At 74.7% G+C, this 19,234-nt stretch carries 12 protein-coding genes and 1 pseudogene; 9 read left to right on the forward strand and 4 right to left on the reverse strand.

The window, feature by feature from the left end; all coding sequences use genetic code 11:
- Window positions 1-73: 73 nt before the first annotated feature.
- From OG689_RS24720 to OG689_RS24745, 6 genes and pseudogenes are all read left to right on the forward strand, one after another.
- Window positions 74-1,702 carry a succinic semialdehyde dehydrogenase gene (locus OG689_RS24720; protein WP_266323067.1) on the forward strand — a complete coding sequence of 543 codons (1,629 nt, stop codon included), beginning with the start codon at window positions 74-76 and terminating at the stop codon, window positions 1,700-1,702.
- A 162-nt stretch (window positions 1,703-1,864) separates the two neighbouring features.
- On the forward strand, window positions 1,865-3,721 hold the full coding sequence (locus tag OG689_RS24725) for a GMC family oxidoreductase (RefSeq protein ID WP_266323068.1): 1,857 nt from the start codon (window positions 1,865-1,867) through the stop codon (window positions 3,719-3,721).
- A gap of 302 nt (window positions 3,722-4,023) precedes the next feature.
- Window positions 4,024-5,652: a hypothetical protein gene (locus OG689_RS24730; RefSeq protein ID WP_266323069.1), complete on the forward strand. Its 1,629-nt coding sequence runs from the start codon at window positions 4,024-4,026 to the stop codon at window positions 5,650-5,652.
- A gap of 1,252 nt (window positions 5,653-6,904) precedes the next feature.
- Complete coding sequence (gene guaA / locus OG689_RS24735) at window positions 6,905-8,500, forward strand: glutamine-hydrolyzing GMP synthase (RefSeq protein ID WP_266323070.1); 1,596 nt, start codon at window positions 6,905-6,907, stop codon at window positions 8,498-8,500.
- A gap of 178 nt (window positions 8,501-8,678) precedes the next feature.
- Window positions 8,679-9,191, forward strand: a pseudogene (locus OG689_RS24740) (DoxX family protein); the annotation flags it as partial.
- Window positions 9,192-9,392: 201 nt separating this feature from the next.
- On the forward strand, window positions 9,393-9,692 hold the full coding sequence (locus OG689_RS24745) for a Rieske (2Fe-2S) protein (RefSeq protein ID WP_266327408.1): 300 nt from the start codon (window positions 9,393-9,395) through the stop codon (window positions 9,690-9,692).
- A gap of 82 nt (window positions 9,693-9,774) precedes the next feature.
- Here the strand turns inward: OG689_RS24745 and OG689_RS24750 are convergent, their stop codons facing one another.
- The gene (locus OG689_RS24750; protein ID WP_266323071.1) at window positions 9,775-10,092 is read right to left on the reverse strand and encodes a hypothetical protein; all 318 of its coding nucleotides are present in this window, start codon (window positions 10,090-10,092) and stop codon (window positions 9,775-9,777) included.
- Entirely contained in the window at window positions 10,089-11,540 is a 1,452-nt protein-coding gene (locus OG689_RS24755; protein ID WP_266323072.1) for a PspC domain-containing protein, read from the reverse strand. Before OG689_RS24755 ends, OG689_RS24750 begins: the two co-directional genes overlap by 4 nt.
- 132 nt (window positions 11,541-11,672) lie before the next feature.
- Here OG689_RS24755 and OG689_RS24760 point away from each other — a divergent pair, with 132 nt between their 5' ends.
- Together OG689_RS24760 and OG689_RS24765 are read left to right on the forward strand one after the other, a co-directional pair.
- Entirely contained in the window at window positions 11,673-13,151 is a 1,479-nt protein-coding gene (locus OG689_RS24760) for an ATP-binding protein (RefSeq protein WP_266323073.1), read from the forward strand.
- 16 nt (window positions 13,152-13,167) lie between these two features.
- On the forward strand, window positions 13,168-13,854 hold the full coding sequence (locus tag OG689_RS24765; protein ID WP_323189386.1) for a response regulator transcription factor: 687 nt from the start codon (window positions 13,168-13,170) through the stop codon (window positions 13,852-13,854).
- Window positions 13,855-13,941: 87 nt separating this feature from the next.
- On the opposite strand, the gene OG689_RS24770 is transcribed toward OG689_RS24765, so the two are convergent.
- Window positions 13,942-14,898, reverse strand: a complete 957-nt coding sequence (locus OG689_RS24770) for a hypothetical protein (protein ID WP_266323074.1) — start codon at window positions 14,896-14,898, stop codon at window positions 13,942-13,944.
- 353 nt (window positions 14,899-15,251) lie between these two features.
- The gene (locus OG689_RS24775) at window positions 15,252-16,289 is read right to left on the reverse strand and encodes a C40 family peptidase (protein WP_266323075.1); all 1,038 of its coding nucleotides are present in this window, start codon (window positions 16,287-16,289) and stop codon (window positions 15,252-15,254) included.
- Window positions 16,290-16,567: 278 nt separating this feature from the next.
- On the opposite strand from OG689_RS24775, the gene pcrA reads away from it, so the two are divergent.
- Entirely contained in the window at window positions 16,568-19,231 is a 2,664-nt protein-coding gene (gene pcrA, locus OG689_RS24780; protein WP_266323076.1) for a DNA helicase PcrA, read from the forward strand.
- The last annotated feature ends 3 nt before the right edge of the window (window positions 19,232-19,234 follow it).

Genomic DNA, 19,234 nt, shown 5'->3' on the forward strand with positions numbered 1-19,234 from the left:
GTGGGGAAGCCGCCGGAGTTTTCTGGTTACTGGCGGGTACCGAACCGGCCGCCGAGCGCTTAGGCTTCGCCGCATGACGGACCTCACGGCAGATGCACAGGCGCCCGCCCAGCCCGGACGCAACCCCGCGGCGCCCGGCGGCGCCCGTACCGTCGCCTCGGCGGTCACCCCCGCCCTGGTCGCCCGGCTCGCGGCCGGTGTGACCGCGGCCGGCGAGCCCGTGCCGGTGGACACCCTCGCACCGCTCACCGGCGAGCGGCTGGCCACCCTGCCGCAGTCCACCCCGGCCGACGTCGAGCTGGCCTACGAGCTGGCCCGCCGCGCCCAGCGGGCCTGGGCCGCGCTGCCGGTGCGCCGCCGGGCCGCGGTCCTGCTGCGCTTCCACGACCTGCTGCTGCAGCGGCAGGACGAGGTGCTCGACCTGATCCAGGCGGAGACCGGCAAGGCCCGGCTGCACGCCTTCGAGGAGGTGCTGGGCGCCGCGCTGGCCGCCCGGCACTACGGCCGCGCCGCCCACAAGTACCTGCGGGACCGCCGCCGGGGCGGCGCCGTACCGGTGCTCACCCACACCGTCGAGGCCCGCCGGCCCAAGGGCGTGATCGGGCAGATCTCGCCGTGGAACTACCCGCTGGAGCTGTCCGTCGGCGACGCGCTGCCCGCCTTCGTGGCCGGCAACGCGGTGGTCAACAAGCCGGACACGCAGACCGCGCTGACCGCCCTGTGGGCCCGCGAGCTGCTGGTCGAGGCCGGGCTGCCGGCCGACCTCTGGCAGATCGTGATCGGCGACGGCCCGGTGATCGGCCCGGCCGTGGTCGAGCACGCCGACTACGTCTCCTTCACCGGCTCCACCCGTACCGGCCGCGAGGTGGCCCAGAAGGCCGCCGCCCGGCTGGTCGGCGCCTCGCTGGAGCTGGGCGGCAAGAACGCCCTGCTGGTGCTAGCCGACGCGGACCTCGACAAGGCCGCAGAGGGCGCCGTCCGGGCCTGCTTCTCCTCCGCGGGGCAGCTCTGCATCTCGGTCGAGCGGCTCTTCGTGCACCGCTCGGTCGCCGACGAGTTCCTGGCCCGCTTCGCGGCCCGCACCGGCGCGCTGCGGCTCGGCGGCGGCCTCGCCTACGGCGCGGACATGGGCTCGCTGGTCTCGGAGCGGCAGCTGGAGGTGGTCAGCCGGCACGTCGAGGAGGCGGTCAAGGCCGGCGCGACCGTACTGGCCGGCGGCCGGGCCCGCCCCGACCTCGGCCCGCTGTTCTTCGAGCCGACCATCCTGGACGGGGTGACCCCGGAGATGACGGTCTGCGCCGAGGAGACCTTCGGCCCGGTCGTCTCGGTCTACCGCTTCGACACCGAGGACGAGGCCGTCGCGGCGGCCAACTCCACCTCGTACGGGCTGAACTCCAGCGTCTGGACGAAGGACCCGCGGCGCGGCCGGGCGGTCGCGGCGCGGCTGCGCACGGGCACCGTCAACGTCAACGAGGCGTACGCGGCGGCCTACGGCTCGGTCGCCTCGCCGATGGGTGGGATGGGTGACTCCGGGCTCGGTCGCCGGCACGGCTCGGAGGGGATCCTGCGCTACACCGAGGCCCAGACCATCGCCAGCCAGCGGCTGCTGCCGATCGGCCCGTCGCTGGGCATGGACGACGAGAAGTTCGCCGCCCTGTTCACCACGGGGCTGCGGGCGATGAAGGCCTTCCGGCTCAAGTAGCCGCGTCCGCCCGGCCGGGCAGGGCCGGGCCGGGCGGACGGCAGGATGCGGGCCCGGCCGGGCAGGGCCGGGGTGCCCGGGCGGCCGGGCAACGGGGGCGGTCGGGCAGTCGAACGGTAGGCCGGTGGTGCGCCGGCCGGTAACGCGAAGGAGCAGCGGGCGATGGCAGTGACACCGGAAGCGACCCCGGAGACAACCCCCGAAGCGACTCCGGCCGGGCAACAGCCCGCGCAGGCCGATGAGTTCGACTACGACGTGGTCGTGGTCGGCTCCGGCTTCGGCGGCTCGGTCACCGCCCTGCGGCTGACCGAGAAGGGGTACCGGGTCGCCGTCCTGGAGGCCGGCCGCCGGTTCCGGGCGGACGAGCTCCCGGCCACCTCCTGGGACACCAGGAACTACCTCTGGGCGCCGGCCCTCGGCCTGTACGGCATCCAGCGGATCCACCTGCTGGCGAACGTGCTGATCCTGGCCGGCGCGGGCGTCGGCGGCGGCTCCCTCAACTACGCCAACACCCTCTACGTGCCGCCGAAGCCGTTCTTCGAGGACCGCCAGTGGAGCCACATCACCGACTGGCAGGAGGAGCTGGCGCCGTTCTACGACCAGGCGCAGCGGATGCTCGGCGTCCGGCTGAACCCGACCGTGACGCCCGCCGACGTCCACCTCAAGGCGGCGGCCGAGAAGATGGGCGTGGGGGACACCTTCCACCTGGCGCCGGTCGGGGTGTTCTTCGGCGACGGGCAGGACTCCGACGGTGCCGCGAAGGCCGCGCCCGGCGCGGAGGTCGAGGACCCGTACTTCGGCGGCGCCGGGCCGCGGCGGCGGGCCTGCACCGAGTGCGGTGAGTGCATGACCGGCTGCCGGCACGGCGCCAAGAACATGCTCACCGAGAACTACCTCTACCTGGCCGAGCGCAGCGGCGCCGAGATCCACCCGCTCACCACGGTGTCCCGGATCCGGGAGCAGGGGGAGGGCTTCGCGGTCGACGTGCGGCGCACCGACTCACGCTCCAAGGACCGGGTGAAGGCCGGCGCCCGGACGATCACGGCGGCCCGGGTGGTGGTCGCCGCGGGCACCTACGGCACCCAGAGCCTGCTGCACCGGATGCGCGACGGCGGTCAGCTGCCCGGCATCTCGGCCCGCCTCGGCGAGCTGACCCGCACCAACTCCGAGGCGCTGGTGGGGGCGCAGACCAACGACCGGCGCTACGGGTCGAAGGCGGACTTCACCAAGGGCGTCGCGATCACCTCCTCGATCCACCCCAACGCGAACACCCACATCGAGCCGGTCCGCTACGGCAAGGGCTCGAACGCGATGGGCGCCCTCTCGGTGCAGCAGGTCCCCGGCGGCGGCCGGGCGCCGCGCTGGCTGACGTACGCGATCACGGCGGCCACCCACCCGGTCAACTTCGCCCGTTCCATGAGCCTGCACCGGTGGTCGGAGAAGACCATCATCGGGCTGGTGATGCAGTCGCTGGACAACTCGATCACCGTCTCGCTGAAGACCAAGGGGCTCGGCAAGGGCAAGCTGACCTCCCGGCAGGGGCACGGCGAGCCGAACCCGACCTGGATCCCGGCCGCCGAGGAAGGCGCCAAGGCGCTCGCGGCGGAGATCAACGGGTTCCCCGGCAGCACGGTCGGGGAGATCTTCGACATCCCGATGACCGCGCACTTCCTCGGCGGCTGCCCGATCGGCGACGCCCCGGAGACCGGTGTGGTCGACCCCTACCACCGGCTGTACGGGTACCCGGGGATCAGCGTGGTGGACGGTTCGGCGGTGTCCGCGAACCTCGGGGTCAACCCCTCGCTCACCATCACCGCGCAGGCCGAGCGGGCCATGTCGATGTGGCCCAACAAGGGGGAGGCGGACCGGCGTCCGGCGCAGGGCGAGGGGTACCGCCGGGTCGCGGCGGTGGCGCCGGTGCGGCCCTCGGTGCCGAAGGGCGCGTTCGGGGAGCTTCGGCTGCCGTTGCTCGCGGTGCCGGCGGTGCCGGCCAGGAAGGCCCCGGCGGAGCTGGACTGACCGCCCCAGGGCGGGAGTTCGGGCCCGTACCGTCGCCGGTTGACAGTCTCGGACGGCCGGTGGGATAAACAGGGGCTCATCGAGGGCTTGCGACGACGGGGGACGCGGCTATGGCCATCTGTGCATCGTGCGGGGCTGCTTCGGCGCAGGGGGCGCAGCGCTGCGCGTCCTGCGACCGGCCGCTCGCGCCACCACCACCGCCCGCGGCGCCGCCGGTCGCGCCGCCGGCAGCAGGGCCGGCCGGGCCGCCGGCCGCGGCGGTGCCGGTACCGCCGCCCGCCGCGCCGCCGACCGCGCCTCCGGTGGTCGCGCCGGCCCCGCCGGCCGCCCCGCCGCAGCCCTCCGCCGCTCCGGCACTGGGCAGTTGGGGCGCGGGCAGGGCGCTCGCCGAGGGCGCGGCGCAGCCCGCCGCGCTGCGCTGGTTCACCGGCGCGGACTGGCGTCCGGCCCTGCGGGTGGTGGTCGCGCCGACCGCGGTGCTGCTGCTCGCCGCCCTGCTGGCGGCCGTCCCGAGCAACTACGGCGGCGAGTTCCCGGCTCCGTTCGGCACCCGTTTCGGCGGCTCCCTGGCGGCCGCCCTGGCCGCGCTCGGCGCGCCCTTCGAGGGCTTGCTGTCGATGGGGAGCGGGCGGACGGCGATGTCGCTCGACTACACCCTGCGGGCGCTCCCGATGACGGTCACCCTGCTGTGGGCGCTGGCGCTCTGGGCCGGGCTGCGGTCCGGGCTGCGCCGTCGGCAGGCCCGGACCGGCGGCCAGGCCGGCCGGCCGTTCGCCTTCGGCGAGGCGGCCAGGACCGGGCTGGTCGCGGCCGCCGTCACCCTGGTGCTGGGCCTGCTCTGCGGCACCCGGTGGCAGCCGGCCGAGCGCGGCCGCCCGAGCTACGACGAGGACCGGTACGACGGGATCTTCGGCGGCCCCGCCTTCGACCTGGACGCCGGCTGGGTGCAGGCCCTCGGCTGGACCTTCCTGCTGGCGGGGCTGATCGCCCTGGCCGTGTACGGGACGGACGCCCTGCGCTGGGCGGCCTGGCGCAACGCCGGGGTTCGCGGCTGGGCGGTGGCCGGGCTGACGGCGGGCCGGGTGATCGCGACGGCGGTCGCCCTCGCCTCGGTGGCGGCCTTCGTGATCGTCGCGGTGCAGGGCGAGGGCGCGCTGACCCTCGCCTCACTGGCCTTCCTGCCGAACCTCGGCCTGCTGCTGCTCGGCTTCGGCTCGGGGGCGACCTTCGAGGCGGGCCGGCAGAACTACACGGGGTCGGGGTACGACGGCGACGGGTACTCGCCGAGCCGGCTGCAGTACTCCTTCTTCGACCTGAAGGACCTGCCGGGCGACTGGCGCTGGACGGGTCTGCTGGCGCTGGCGACGGCGGTCCTGCTCGGCTGGACGGCGTTCCGCCGCCGGCTGGACACCGCGGACCGGATCCGGCTCGCGGTGGTCCACGGCGTCGCGCTGAGCCTGCTGACGCTGCTCGCCGGGGCCGCGCTGGCCACCGAGCAGACGAACACCAGGGGAAGCGCGTCCCAGCTGGGCTCCGGGGACACCTCCTCGGTGGGCCTGGCCTTCGCCACCGTGCTGGCGGCGAACCTGATCTGGGCCGCGGCCGGCGCGCTGGCGCTGCCGCCGCTGTTGGCACGGCTGGGCGCGCGCCGGCCGGCGGCCGGTCCGGGGGTGACGGCGGCGGGTGCGCCGGGAGTGCCGGCGCAGGGCGGGTACGACGACGGCGGGCCGGACGCCGGGGCTCCGGTGTCGGTGGTGCCTGCGCCGAGCGACCTGCTGGACTCGCACGGTCCGGACGCCCACGGCCCGGGTACGCACGGCTCGGGCGCGCGGGGCTCGGACTCGTACGACGGCGCCCGTCCGGCGTCCGGCGGCGTCGCCGCGGCCGAGGACTCCTCGGTCTGGCGCAAGCAGGGCCCGGCGGACTCGTAGCTTCCGGGGTCGGTCCGCCCGGGCGGCGCTCCTCACCCGGAGCCGCCCCCGGCGGCCGGCCCGCGCCCGGGAAAGGGCAAAGGGCCCCGCGGGGGAACGGGGCCCTTTGTCGCTCAGCACTCGGCGTCAGGGCTGCGCCGGTGCTGTGGTGACGGCGCCGGGGGAAGAGCGCCGTCGCGGCGGATGGCTCGGATGTCGCGCCGCGGCCGGCGTCGGTGAGCCGGGGTGCGGCGCGTGTGCGCGGTGGTGCGCGGCCCGCCGTGCCGGGTTCGGACGGGCCAGCGCTCACGGAGCGTGAGGTGATAACCGTTGTCGCCGTCGGGTTGCGGCGGCACCGGTACGGACCCGCCGCCGACCTGACCGCGGTCGTCCGGCGAACCCCCTCCCACAGCATCGTGCTGGACGGGCCCCTTGCTCTGCAACCGATTCGACGCAGTTCGGCACAGTCCATTTCGCGGGGAGCTCCGCCGGGAGGCCGGTCGGGAGTCCCGGCGGGAGCCCGCCGGAGCGGCCGGCGGGGCGTTCCCGGCCGGGGGCGGGCACGGCGGGTGATGATCACGTTGAGTAGTGGGAGCGGGCCGGTGCGCATGGGGACGCGCGTAGCGGCGCGCGGTGCCGAGACGCGCGCCGGTGGCACGGCGGGTGGCACGGCCGGCGGTCCGGACGGGACGACGGAAGCCGGCACGGTACGGGACGGGCACGGGGGCGCGCGGGGACGACGGTGCGCCGGGACGGGACGGCCGGCGGTGCGCCGGCGCCCGGGGACTCGGGGACTCGGGGACGGTACGGGGGTGCGGCGGCCCGCGCCCGGGCGTCCCCGGGCGCGGACCGCCCCACCTCCTTGGACCCAGTCGCGGCCGGGGTCGCTGTCCCCTGCTGTCCGGTCGCGGCACCCGCGCACGGTCCCACGGCGGGCCGCCTCCCCGGCTGACCGGGACGGCGGCGGCGCCACGTGCGCCGGTGGACTGGCGATGAGCTCCACGCGTGGTCCTGCAAGCCCGTACGGAACCACCCCCGGACTGCGGGGCCGAGGCGGCGCACCAGGCGGGTGCGACGCGGTCGTACGGTCGTGAGGAGAAACGAGCCGGCGGCCCGGGCGGTCACGGTGCCAACAGGGTGACGTACCCGGTGCAGCGGGAGGCCCCGGGCGGGCCGGTAGACTGGGGGCCGACACCCCCACATACCACCCGCCGCCGCCCTGCCGGGCGCCGTGGCGTGTGGCACCTCCCGTTCCGCTGCCGGAAGGCCGTTCGTGTCCTCTGCTACCCCCGACCACTCCGTACCGCCGGCCGACACCGTCCTGGTCGTCGACTTCGGCGCCCAGTACGCCCAGCTCATCGCCCGCCGCGTCCGTGAGGCCCGGGTCTACAGCGAGATCGTGCCGAGCACGATGCCCGTGGAAGAGATGCTGGCCAAGAACCCCCGGGCGATCATCCTCTCCGGCGGTCCGTCGTCGGTGTACGCCGAGGGCGCCCCGACCGTCGACCGGTCGCTGTTCGAGTCCGGCGTCCCGGTCTTCGGCATGTGCTACGGCTTCCAGCTGATGGCCACCACGCTGGGCGGCACCGTCGACGACAACGGCGCCCGGGAGTACGGCCGTACCCCGCTGGTCGTCTCGAAGACCGGTTCGACCCTCTTCGAGGGCACCCCGGCCGAGCAGTCGGTGTGGATGTCGCACGGCGACGCCTGCTCGGCCGCGCCGGAGGGCTTCACCGTCACCGCGTCCACCGACGTGGTGCCGGTCGCGGCCTTCGAGAACGACGAGAAGAAGCTGTACGGGGTCCAGTACCACCCCGAGGTGATGCACTCCACGCACGGCCAGCAGGTGCTGGAGCACTTCCTCTACCGGGGCGCGGGCATCGAGCCGAACTGGACCACCACCAACGTGGTGGAGGAGCAGGTCGCGCTCATCCGCGAGCAGGTCGGCAGCAAGCGCGCGATCTGCGGGCTCTCCGGCGGTGTCGACTCCGCGGTCGCCGCGGCGCTGGTGCAGAAGGCCATCGGCTCGCAGCTGACCTGCGTGTACGTGGACCACGGCCTGATGCGCAAGGGCGAGACCGAGCAGGTCGAGAAGGACTTCGTCGCGGCCACCGGCATCCAGCTGAAGGTCGTCGACGCCGAGGAGCGCTTCCTCGCCGCGCTGGCCGGGGTCAGCGACCCCGAGACCAAGCGGAAGATCATCGGCCGCGAGTTCATCCGGGTCTTCGAGCAGGCCCAGGCCGAGATCGTGGCCGAGGCCGGCGCGTCCGGCGAGGACGTCGCGTTCCTGGTGCAGGGCACCCTCTACCCGGACGTGGTCGAGTCCGGCGGCGGCACCGGCACCGCGAACATCAAGTCGCACCACAACGTCGGCGGCCTGCCCGACGACATCGAGTTCTCGCTGATCGAGCCGCTGCGCAAGCTGTTCAAGGACGAGGTCCGGATGGTCGGCCAGGAGCTCGGCCTGCCGGAGGAGATCGTCCAGCGCCAGCCGTTCCCCGGCCCGGGCCTGGGCATCCGGATCGTCGGCGAGGTCACCAAGGAGCGCCTGGATCTGCTGCGCGAGGCCGACGCCATCGCCCGCGAGGAGCTCACCGCGGCCGGCCTGGACCGCTCGATCTGGCAGTGCCCGGTCGTGCTGCTGGCCGACGTCCGCAGCGTCGGCGTGCAGGGTGACGGCCGTACCTACGGCCACCCGATCGTGCTCCGCCCGGTCTCCTCCGAGGACGCCATGACGGCCGACTGGTCGCGGGTGCCCTACGAGGTGCTGGCGAAGATCTCGACCCGGATCACCAACGAGGTCGACGAGGTGAACCGCGTGGTGCTGGACGTCACCAGCAAGCCGCCGGGCACCATCGAGTGGGAGTAGTCTCCCGCCGGACTGAACAGCCGCGCCGTCGCACCCGTATCCATGGGAGCGACGGCGCGGCCGTATCCGGTGCGGGGGCCGCCCGTCGGGTGGGCCCTCCCACCGAAAGTGCTCGGCAACGGGCAGAATCGGACCGGATCTGTCAGGGGGCTGACGGGCCGAGAGGGAAGGTGGAGGCATGTCGCAGGCCAGTACGGACCGGCCAGGCGGTAAGGAGCCCGGTGGCGGCACCCGGGTGGATCGGCTCAGGCGGCTCGCCTCGCAGTACGCGCTGCTGCCGTTGCGGCTGTTCCTCGGGGTGACCTTCGTGTACGCCGCGCTGGACAAGCTCTCCGACGCGCACTACCTGGCCGGCGCCGGGGACCCGGCCTCGTTCGTCTCGCAGACCCAGGCGGTGAGGGCGGCCAGCCCGATCTCCTTCCTGCTCGGACCCGCCCTCGACCAGCCGACCTTCTTCGCCCTGCTGATCGCGTTCGGCGAGCTGGCGGTCGGCCTCGGCACCCTGTTCGGCCTCTGGGGCCGGGTTGCGGCCGCCGGCGGCGCGCTGATCAGCGCCAGCCTCTGGTTCACCGTCAGCTGGGGCGTCACGCCGTACTACCTCGGCAACGACCTGATCTACCTGATGGCCTGGACCGCCCTGGTCCTGGCCGGCACCCCGTACCTCTCGGTGGACGGCTACCTCGCCGCCCGCGCCGGCCGGGACCGCGCCCGAGGGCTGGACGGCCGGCAGATCCGGCGCCGGTCCCTGGTGGACGGCTCGATCGCGGCGGTGGCGATCGGCGGCGCCGGGCTGCTCACCGGCTCGCTGACGGCGACCTTCGGGCGGGACAAGACGGTCAAGCCCCGGCAGACGGCCGCGCCGACCCCCGTCCCGGCCGGCCCGGTGGTCTCGGTGGCGGTCTCGGCCGTCCCGGTCGGCGGCTCGGCCCAGGTCAAGGACCCGGCCACCGGCGACGCCGTCTACCTGGTCCAGCCGACCGCCGGTCAGTACTGCGCCTTCTCCTCGGTCTGCACGCACTCCGGCTGCGCGGTCGACGCCCCGAAGAACGGCCAGATGTACTGCCCCTGCCACGGCTCGAAGTTCGACGCGGCCACCGGCGCGGTGATCAACGGCCCGGCGACCAAGCCGCTGCCCAAGTACTCGGTGACCAAGGAGGGCGACAAGCTCAACCTCGGTCCGCTCCAGACCTGACCCGGCCGGCCGGCCCCCGCGGGGGCCGGCCGGTACGGAGGAGGCCCGCCCGGAGCGGGCCCGGCGCCCCGGCGGGGACGGCTCAGCGGCCGTCGTCGCCGGGGCGCTCGCCGTCCAGCAGGCCCAGCTCGCGCAGGTGGGCGTCCAGGTCGCCCTCCGGGGTGCCGGGGGCGGCCGGCGCCGTCCGGGGGGCCGCGGGCGCCTCGGTGCGGCCGCGCCGGGCCATCGCCAGCACCGCGCCGGCCAGGCCCGCGGCGCCGAGCACGATGAACGTCACCGGGATGACTATCCGCCCGTTCACCGAGAAATCGTTCAGCGACGCCACCAGGTAGAGCGTGGCCACCACGGTGAAGAGGGCTCCCGCGATCAGCGAGAACAGGTCGAGCCGGTGCTTCCTCATGCCTGGACCACCTTGATGTCGCCGATCCCGACCGTCAGCGTGAGGTCGAGCGTCCCCTTCGGTGCCTGCCCGTTCAGCGGGTGCAGTTCGTAACTGCGGTCGTTGCTGTCACCGGTGTCGTCGATCCCGGTGATCTGTACGTTGCCGAGGATGTGCCTCGCCCGCACCTCGACCACGACATCCGGGGGTACGAGGACCGTCAGGTCGCCCGCGCCGACCCGGACGGTCGTGCTCACGGTGGCCCCGGCCGGGTCCAGCCCGCGCAGGTCGAGTGTGGCGCTGCCGGCGCCCAGCCGGTACTCCCCGTGCAGCTCGCCGGCGGTCGCCGGCGCCCAGACCCGGTCGCCGAAGGCGTCGCCGACCGTCACCCGGGAGTGGCCGGTCGAGGCCAGCGCGACCGTCAGCAGCAGGGCGGGCACCACCAGCCCCCGGGCCCGGCCGAACTTCGCGCCGACCAGCAGGGTCAGGCCGATGCCGAGCAGCAGCGCCGCCAGCACGGTGGTGAGCAGCACGTCCTTGCCGAGGCCGCCGGGCCGGACCCAGACGGCCGCGCAGACCCCCAGCGTCACCAGCAGGCCGAGCGGGCCCAGGAAGGAGCGGTCGCGGCAGCGGGCGGGCGGGGACGGCCGCCCGGCGGGGGCCGCGGCCGGGCCCTTGCGCAGCGGGTCGCCCTCGGGCAGGTCGGTCCGCTGCCACCAGGGCCGGGCCGGGGCGCCGGGCGCCGCGGCCGGGCCGGGGTACGGGCCGGCGGGGCCGGCGTACGGGTTGCGCTCGGGGTGGCGCGGGTCCCAGAGGTAGCCGGACGGACCGGGGTGCGGGGTGTCCTGGGGGACGGTGCCGGCCTCGCGCTCCCTGGCGTGCCGGGCCCGGGCCTCGGCCTCCTCCCGGCGGTCGCTGCCGGCCGTCCCGCCGGCCACCGCCGGTCCGTCCTGGAAGGGCGCCTGCGGGTACAGCCGGTCGTAGGGGCCGCCGTGGCGCCGGTCGCGGCGGCGCCGGCGCTGCCGTCCGCCGCGCCGGTGCTCGGGGTCGTGGCGCACCGCGAGGAAGATCAGGCCGCCGAGCAGCAGCAGCGGGAAGAGCTGGTCGCCGTCGCCCATCGAGGAGAAGAACACCCCGGTGCCGATCACGGTCAGCAGCACCGCGCCGATCGACTGGCCGTCCACCCGGCCGGTCAGCACCCGCTGGAGCTCGGTGCGCCCCTCCCGGCCCTCCTGGGGCTCGGCCGGCATCACCAGCCAGGCCAGCCCGTACAGGAAGAGGCCGAGCCCGCCGGAGAGGCAGAGCACCGCGATCACCACCCGGAACACCACCGGGTCGATGTCCAGATGCCGGCCCAGACCGCCGCACACGCCGGCCACCACCCGGTGGTGCTCGCTGCGGGTCAGCGGGGGGCGCTCGGTCTCCGGCGGGGAGAGCGGCCCCGCCCCCGGCGTGTGGTCGTCCGTCATGCCTCCATCCTGGTGGCCCGCGGGCGGTTGCCCAACCGTTCCCGGCCCTGTCCGGACCCTGACTTGTCCCTGAGAGATCCTCGGGGCTCACCCTGATGCGCCCGGGCCCGCGCACATGTGACCATCGGTGGCGTGGCAGCACCCGGTACCGATCCCAAACCCCACGTCCCTGACACCCCGTCGGCGGCGGGCGGCGACCCGGCCTCCCCGGCCGAGGGCCGCCCGCCCTACCGCCGGCTCTACCGCAGCCCGCACGGGCGGATGCTCGGCGGGGTCGCGCACGGCCTCGCCGTGCACCTCGGGCTGCCGGTCACCTGGGTGCGGGCCGCGTTCGTGCTGCTCTTCTTCGCGCAGGGGATCGGCGCCCTGCTGTACGCCGCGTTCTGGTTCGTGGTGCCGATCGGCATCGGCGAGCCGGCCCCGGGCAGCGCCGCGCACTGGGCGTACGTCGACGGCGCGTTCGTGCCCGCCGCGCCGGGCCAGAGCGGCAGTGCGCTGCGCAAGGGCGGGCGGGGCCGGGTGGCCCGGCTGCGGGAGCTGCTGCAGCGGACCTTCCAGGGTGAGCCCGCACTGCCCGCCGCGGTGGCCCCGCCCGCCCAGGAGGGGGCCGCGTCGCCCGCGGAGCGCGACGGCGCCGGGAAGCAGGGGCTGGGCCAGCTCGCCGCCCTGGTGATGCTGGTGATCGGCATCATGGCGCTGCTGAACGCGCTGAACATCCAGACCGCCAAGCCGTACACCTGGCCGCTGCTGGCGATCGGCGTCGGTGTCGCGCTGGTCTGGCGCCAGGCCGACGACTCGCGCTGGCAGCGCTGGTTCGGCCTGGAGGAGGGCGAGCGCCGGCGCGGCGCCTACACCAGGGTCGGCGCGGGCGTGCTGCTGGTGGTGGCGGGCATCATCGGCTTCCTGGTGCTGCAGGGCACCGGCTCCACCATCGGTTCCGTGATCGAGGCCTCGATCGCCGTCCTCGCCGGCGTACTGGTCCTGGTCGGCCCGTACGCGCTGCGGATGTGGCAGGACCTCGGCGCCGAGCGGACGGCCCGGATCCGGGCCCAGGAGCGGGCCGAGATCGCCGCGCACGTCCACGACTCGGTGCTGCACACCCTCACGCTGATCCAGCGCCGGGCGGAGGACCCGAAGGAGGTGCTCCGGCTGGCCCGCGCGCAGGAGCGCGAGCTGCGCCTGTGGCTCTACCGCCCGGAGGCTGCCGCCGAGGACGCGCCGGACACCCTGGCCGAGCGGATCCGCGAGGTGGTCGCCGAGGTCGAGGACCGGCACGGGGTGCCGGTGGAGCTGGTCTGCGTCGGCGACTGCCCGATGGACGAGCGGATCTCGGCACAGATGCGGGCCGCGAGGGAGGCGATGGTCAACGCGGCCAAGTACGGTGGCGGGGGACCGGTCCAGGTCTACGCCGAGGTGGAGGGGCGCACCGTGTCGGTCTTCGTACGCGACCACGGGCCCGGCTTCGACCCGGACGAGGTGCCGGAGGACCGGATGGGCGTTCGCGAGTCGATCATCGGCCGGATGAAGCGCAACGGCGGCACCGCGAGGGTGCGGCCCGCGCCGGACGGCGGGACCGAGGTCGAGCTGGAGATGGAGAGAGCTGATGACTGAGCCTGCAGGTGGGGCCATGGGGGTACCCCCGGCCGAAGGCGGCGGGAGGGTGGCCCGGGTGGTCCTGGTGGACGACCACCGGATGTTCCGCACGGGGGTGCGGGCCGAGATCGGACGCACCGAGGTGACCGGGATCGACGTGGTCGGCGAGGCCGACGACGTCGAGTCGGCGGTCCGGGTGGTCGCCGAGACCAGGCCGGACGTGGTGCTGCTGGACGTCCACCTGCCCGGCGGCGGCGGGGCCGAGGTGCTGCGGCGCTCCGCCTCGCTGATGGCGGACCCGCAGGGGGTGCGCTTCCTCGCGCTGTCCGTCTCGGACGCGGCCGAGGACGTGATCGGGGTGATCCGCGGCGGCGCCCGCGGCTACGTCACCAAGACCATCACCGGCACCGACCTGGTGAACGCGATCTTCCGGATCTCCGACGGCGACGCCGTCTTCTCACCCCGGCTGGCCGGCTTCGTGCTGGACGCCTTCGCCGCCACCGACACCCCGCCGGTGGACGAGGACCTCGACCGGCTGACCCAGCGCGAGCGCGAGGTGCTGCGGCTGATCGCCCGCGGGTACGCGTACAAGGAGATCGCCAAGCAGCTGTTCATCTCGGTGAAGACGGTGGAGAGCCACGTCTCGGCGGTGCTGCGCAAGCTCCAGCTGAGCAACCGTCACGAGCTGACCCGGTGGGCGACGGCGCGTCGGCTGGTCTGACGGGGTCTCACGGTGCGACGCGGGCCCGCCCCTCCGGTGACGGAGCGGCGGGCCCGTGCGTGCCTGCGGGGTGTCGGTCGGCGGAGGTCAGCCGCGGGCGCGGCGGCGGGCGATCAGGACGCCGCCGGCGCCGAGCAGGACGAGGGCGCCGCCGGCGCCGATCAGCGGGCCGGTGCTGCGGCTGCCGCCGGTGTGCGCCAGCTCGGCGGGCGCGGGGGCGGTGGTAGCCGTGGTGGGGGTCGCCGTGGCCGGCGCCGTGGTGGGCGCGGCCGTGGTGGCGACGGCGACCGGCACGGCAGGTTCGGAGGTGGCCGGGGAGGGAGCCTTGGAAGGCGCCTTGGCGGGGCTCGCGGTGGTGGGTGCCGGGGTCGCGGTCTTCGACGGGGCGGCGGTGGGCGCGGACGTCGGCCCGGCCGGAGCCAGGACGGTCACCAGGTGGTTCTGGCCCTTCCCGACGCCGCCGACCTCGGCCTCGGCGAACAGGCCGATCTCGACCTCCCGCAGGTCCTGGTAGGCGTCGGCGGTGAAACTCAGGCGGAAGGTGAAGTGGGTGGCGTGGCCGTCGTCGAGGTGCTCGCCGGGGAACGCCGAGGCGTCGGTCCACAGCGTCGGGTCGCAGCCGAAGTGGAGCGGCAGCTTCTGCCAGCCCTTGCCGGGCAGGTTCGCCTCCAGCACCACGTACTTCGGGTCCAGGCCGCCGGACGGGTTTGAGAGGGCGAACAGCGGGACGACCTTCTCGTAGGGGGCGCCGGTGAAGTTGCCCACCTCCACCGGGATCTCCAGCGGGGCGCCGCCGGCGGTCACCTTCAGCGGGCCCGGCGTCATGAAGAGGCCGGCCTCGACCGAGCCCTGGTGCGTCGCGGTGGGTACGGGGGCCGAGACGCTGGGGCCGGGCATCGAGTCGCCGCAGGCCCAGGCGGAGTCGGCGGGGAGCAGCTGGACGGCCCCGGCCAGCAGCACAGTGGCGGCCAGGCCGGCCATCTTGCCGCGGCGGGAGAGCGACGGGACGTTCTTCGTGAATGCGGAGATACCGGACGCGCGCATGACGTGTTCCCCCAGGGAGGTGGCAATGACGGTGTGTGGGTGAAGGTGACCGGCCCGCTCCTGCTGAGCGGAAGTGCGCCCCCCGGCTGCGCCGGTCTCGCTCTCTGTGCCCTTCTCTCCTAAAGACGTCCATCCCCGCCGGGGGTTGCAGGTGAGTTCAAAAGTTTTTCGGAGGCCTTCCGGCGCGGTCGCACCGAGGGCCCGAAGGGGCGCCGGCGGACGCCCCGGCGCCCGACGACGCGGGCCCGCCCCTGCGGCAGGGGCGGGCCCGTTCGGTGCGTGGGCGGGGGCGCGGGCGCACCCCCGGCGGGGTTGGCGGGCGGAGCTTCTCGGGGGACGTTCCGGCGCCGGCGTCAGGACGGCCGGACGGCGCCCGCGAAGGGCATCACGTCGATGCTCTCGTAGCGCACGGGAGCCCCGGGGTGCGGCGCGTGGATCATCCGGCCGCCGCCGGTGTACATACCGACGTGGGTGACGCCCGAGTAGAAGAACACCAGGTCACCGGGCTGGAGCTGGTCCCGCGGGACGCGCTGGGCGGCATCGATCTGGGCGTAGGTGGTGCGCGGCAGGCCGACCCCGGCGGCGGCCCAGGCGGCCTGGACCAGGCCCGAGCAGTCGTACGAACCGGGGCCGGTGGCGCCCCAGACGTACGGCTTGCCGAGCTGGGCGCGGGCGAAGGCGATCGCCTCGGCGGCCCGGCCGGAGACGGCGAAGGTGTCGGCGCCCGGGTCGAGGTCCGGGCGGGAGGCGTCGCGGGAGGCCCGGTCGAGGGAGCCGCGCTGGTCGGCGGTGAGCCCGGCGAGCAGGGCCTGCGCCCGGCTCAGGCGGTCCTGGACGGTGGCCTTCTCGGCGGCCAGCTCGCGCTGCCGGGCGTCGAGGTCGGCGAGGCGCAGCCGGGCCTGCGCCGTCCTGGTGTCCAGGGCGAGGCGCTGCCGGCCGAACTCCTCCAGTGCCCCGCGCTCGACGGCGCCGGCCTGGTCGAGCATGCCGGCGCGCTGCAGGAACTGCTGCGGGTCGTCCGAGAGGGCGAGCTGGAACCCGGGCGGGAAGCCGCCGCCGCGGTACTGCTCGGCGGCCAGCTCGCCGAGCCGCTCACGGGTGGCGTCCATCGCGGCGGCCCGCCGGGCGACCTCGTCCTGGAGCGCGGTCACCTGCTTCTGCAGGGCCTCGGTCTGCTCCTTCGCCCCGTCGTAGCGCTGGGTGGCCTGCTCGGCCTGCTGGTACAGCTCGTCCACCTGCGCCCGGACCTGCTCGGGGGCCGGCCGCGGCTCGGCGTTGCCGGCGGGCGCGAGGACGGTGGCGGAGGCGGCGGCCGCCCCGACGACGGTGGCGGCCGTCCGGCGGGCCCGGCCGGTGAGCGTGGTGCGCCTGGGTTTCCTGTGCGACGCCATGGCGGCGTCCTCCTTTCGTCCGGCCCGGTGCCCGGGCGGACCGGCCGGCTCGGGCCGGCCCGGTCCGGCGGTACCGACCGGCTCAGGACGGGGACGCTAGCGCCACGGCGGTCCGGCCGGGCCGCAAGTCACGGCCGCGCCCTGATCTGTCCGCAACTGTTCGTTCCGGGGCGGGGTGGCGGTGGATCGGGGCGCCGACCCGGTCGGAAGCCGACCGAACCGGCGGCCCTTGTGATCCGGCCGGTGTTGTCAGTCCTGGGTCATAGACTCGGAGTGCCATGAGTAGCCTCTTTGACGACCTCCCGCTCCCCGGCTTCGAGCTGCCCGCCGCCCGGAAGCCCGCCGGCCCGAAGCGGCCCGCCGCCGCGGGTGCCGCGCCCCTGGACGAACCCTTCGACCCGCCCGTCGACGAGGAGCCGCCGCCGTACGAGGAGGATGTCCCGTACACCGCCTACGAGGAGGCCATCCCGGCCGACCTCTTCCGGACGGACTACGCCGCGGAGACCGAGCGCGACGCCTACTACCGCAACGGCCACGCCCGTACCGTGATCGACCCGGCGCAGCTGCTGGAGGGCATGAACGACCCGCAGCGCGAGGCGGTGCTGCACGCGGGCGCGCCGCTGCTGATCGTGGCCGGCGCCGGCTCCGGCAAGACCCGGGTGCTGACCCACCGCATCGCCTACCTGCTCGGCGCGCGCCACGTGCAGCCCGGCGAGATCCTGGCGATCACCTTCACCAACAAGGCCGCCGGTGAGATGCGCGAGCGGGTCGAGCAGCTGGTCGGCCCGCGGGCCCGGGCGATGTGGGTGTCCACCTTCCACAGCGCCTGTGTGCGGATCCTGCGCCGGGAGAGCAAGCTGCTCGGCTTCACGTCGAGCTTCTCGATCTACGACTCGGCGGACTCGCAGCGGCTGATGGGCCTGGTCTGCCGCGATCTGGACCTGGACCCGAAGCAGTACCCGCCGAAGTCCTTCACCTCGAAGATCAGCAACCTCAAGAACGAGCTGATCGACGAGGAGACCTACTCCGCCCAGGCGGCCAACCCGACCGAGAAGAAGCTCGCCGAGGCGTACTTCCTCTACCAGCGGCGCCTGCGCGAGGCCAACGCGCTGGACTTCGACGACATCATCATGACCACGGTGAACCTGCTGCAGGCGTTCCCGGCCGTCGCCGAGTACTACCGCCGCCGGTTCCGGCACATCCTGGTCGACGAGTACCAGGACACCAACCACGCCCAGTACATGCTGGTCCGCGAGCTCAGCGGCGGCACCGCCACCGCGGCGCCCAGGCGCACCGTGGACGGCGACCTGGTGAACCCGGCGGCCGCGCAGGCGGCCGACGTGCCGCCCGCCGAGCTGTGCGTCGTCGGTGACGCGGACCAGTCGATCTACGCCTTCCGCGGCGCGACGATCCGCAACATCCTCCAGTTCGAGGAGGACTACCCGAACGCCACCACCATCCTGCTGGAGCAGAACTACCGCTCCACCCAGACCATCCTGAGCGCCGCCAACGCGGTCATCGAGCGGAACACCAGCCGCCGCGAGAAGAAGCTCTGGACGGCCGGCGAGGACGGCGAGAAGGTCGTCGGCTACGTCGCGGACGACGAGCACGGCGAGGCCCAGTTCATCGCCGACGAGATCGACCGGCTCACCGACGCGGGCGACGCCCGGCCCGGCGACGTGGCGATCTTCTACCGGACGAACGCGCAGTCCCGGGTGTTCGAGGAGGTTTTCATCCGGGTCGGCCTGCCGTACAAGGTGGTCGGCGGCGTCCGCTTCTACGAGCGCAAGGAGGTCCGGGACGTCCTCGCCTACCTGCGGGTGCTCTCCAACCCCGAGGACACCGTGCCGCTGCGCCGGATCCTCAACGTCCCCAAGCGGGGCATCGGCGACCGCGCCGAGGCGATGATCGACGCCCTCGCCGCCCGCGAGCGGATCAGCTTCTCGCAGGCGCTCGTCCGGGTGGACGAGGCGTACGGGATGGCCTCGCGCTCCGCCAACGCGGTGAAGAAGTTCAACACCCTGATGGCCGGGCTGCGGCAGATCGTCGAGTCCGGCGCCGGGCCGGCCGCCGTGCTGGAGGCGGTGCTGGAGGAGACCGGCTACCTCGCCGAACTGCAGTCCTCCACCGACCCGCAGGACGAGACCCGGGTGGAGAACCTCCAGGAGCTCGCCTCGGTCGCCCTGGAGTACGAGCAGGATCCGGGCGAGCGCCCGGAGGCGGAGGAGGGCGACGCCACCCCGCCGCTCGGCTCGCTGGCCGACTTCCTGGAGCGGGTCGCGCTGGTCGCCGACTCCGACCAGATCCCCGAGGACGACGACGGCGCGGGCGTCATCACCATGATGACCCTGCACACCGCCAAGGGCCTGGAGTTCCCCGTCGTCTTCCTGACCGGCATGGAGGACGGCATCTTCCCGCACATGCGGGCGCTCAACCAGGTCAAGGAGCTGGAGGAGGAGCGGCGGCTCGCGTACGTCGGCCTGACCCGGGCCCGGCAGCGGCTCTACCTGACCAGGTCGGTGCTGCGCAGTGCCTGGGGCCAGCCCTCGTACAACCCGGCCTCGCGGTTCCTGGAGGAGATCCCGGAGCCGCTGGTGGACTGGAAGCGCAAGGGCGCGGCCTCGGCGCCGCCCTCGCGCGGCTACTCCGGCGGCTCGGGCTCCGGCGGGTTCACCGCGGGCAGCGGCGGCTCGCGCGGCAGCTCGCGCGGTGCGGCGAGCACCGCCTCGCCGAAGGCCGGCTGGGGCCAGTCGGCCCGCCGGGTCACCGAGCGCGAGGTGGTCGGCCTGGCGGTCGGCGACCGCGTCACCCACGACACCTTCGGCCTCGGCACGGTGGTGGCGACCGCCGGTGTCGGCGACAAGGCACAGGCCACCGTGGACTTCGGCACCGCCGGTCGCAAGCAGCTGCTGCTGCGCTACGCGCCGGTGGAGAAGCTCTAGCGT

It is taken from the genome of Kitasatospora sp. NBC_00240, from assembly GCF_026342405.1.
Classification (GTDB): domain Bacteria; phylum Actinomycetota; class Actinomycetes; order Streptomycetales; family Streptomycetaceae; genus Kitasatospora.

Bases quoted from the DNA above. Each gene is read 5' to 3' on its own strand.
- OG689_RS24720 (WP_266323067.1), top strand. From the start codon at position 74: ATGACGGACCTCACGGCAGATGCACAGGCGCCCGCCCAGCCCGGACGC.
- OG689_RS24765 (WP_323189386.1), top strand. From the start codon at position 13,168: ATGGGGGTACCCCCGGCCGAAGGCGGCGGGAGGGTGGCCCGGGTGGTC.
- pcrA (WP_266323076.1), top strand. From the start codon at position 16,568: ATGAGTAGCCTCTTTGACGACCTCCCGCTCCCCGGCTTCGAGCTGCCC.
- OG689_RS24750 (WP_266323071.1), bottom strand. From the start codon at position 10,092: ATGAGGAAGCACCGGCTCGACCTGTTCTCGCTGATCGCGGGAGCCCTC.
- OG689_RS24770 (WP_266323074.1), bottom strand. From the start codon at position 14,898: ATGCGCGCGTCCGGTATCTCCGCATTCACGAAGAACGTCCCGTCGCTC.
- OG689_RS24775 (WP_266323075.1), bottom strand. From the start codon at position 16,289: ATGGCGTCGCACAGGAAACCCAGGCGCACCACGCTCACCGGCCGGGCC.
- OG689_RS24725 (WP_266323068.1), top strand. From the start codon at position 1,865: ATGGCAGTGACACCGGAAGCGACCCCGGAGACAACCCCCGAAGCGACT.
- OG689_RS24755 (WP_266323072.1), bottom strand. From the start codon at position 11,540: ATGACGGACGACCACACGCCGGGGGCGGGGCCGCTCTCCCCGCCGGAG.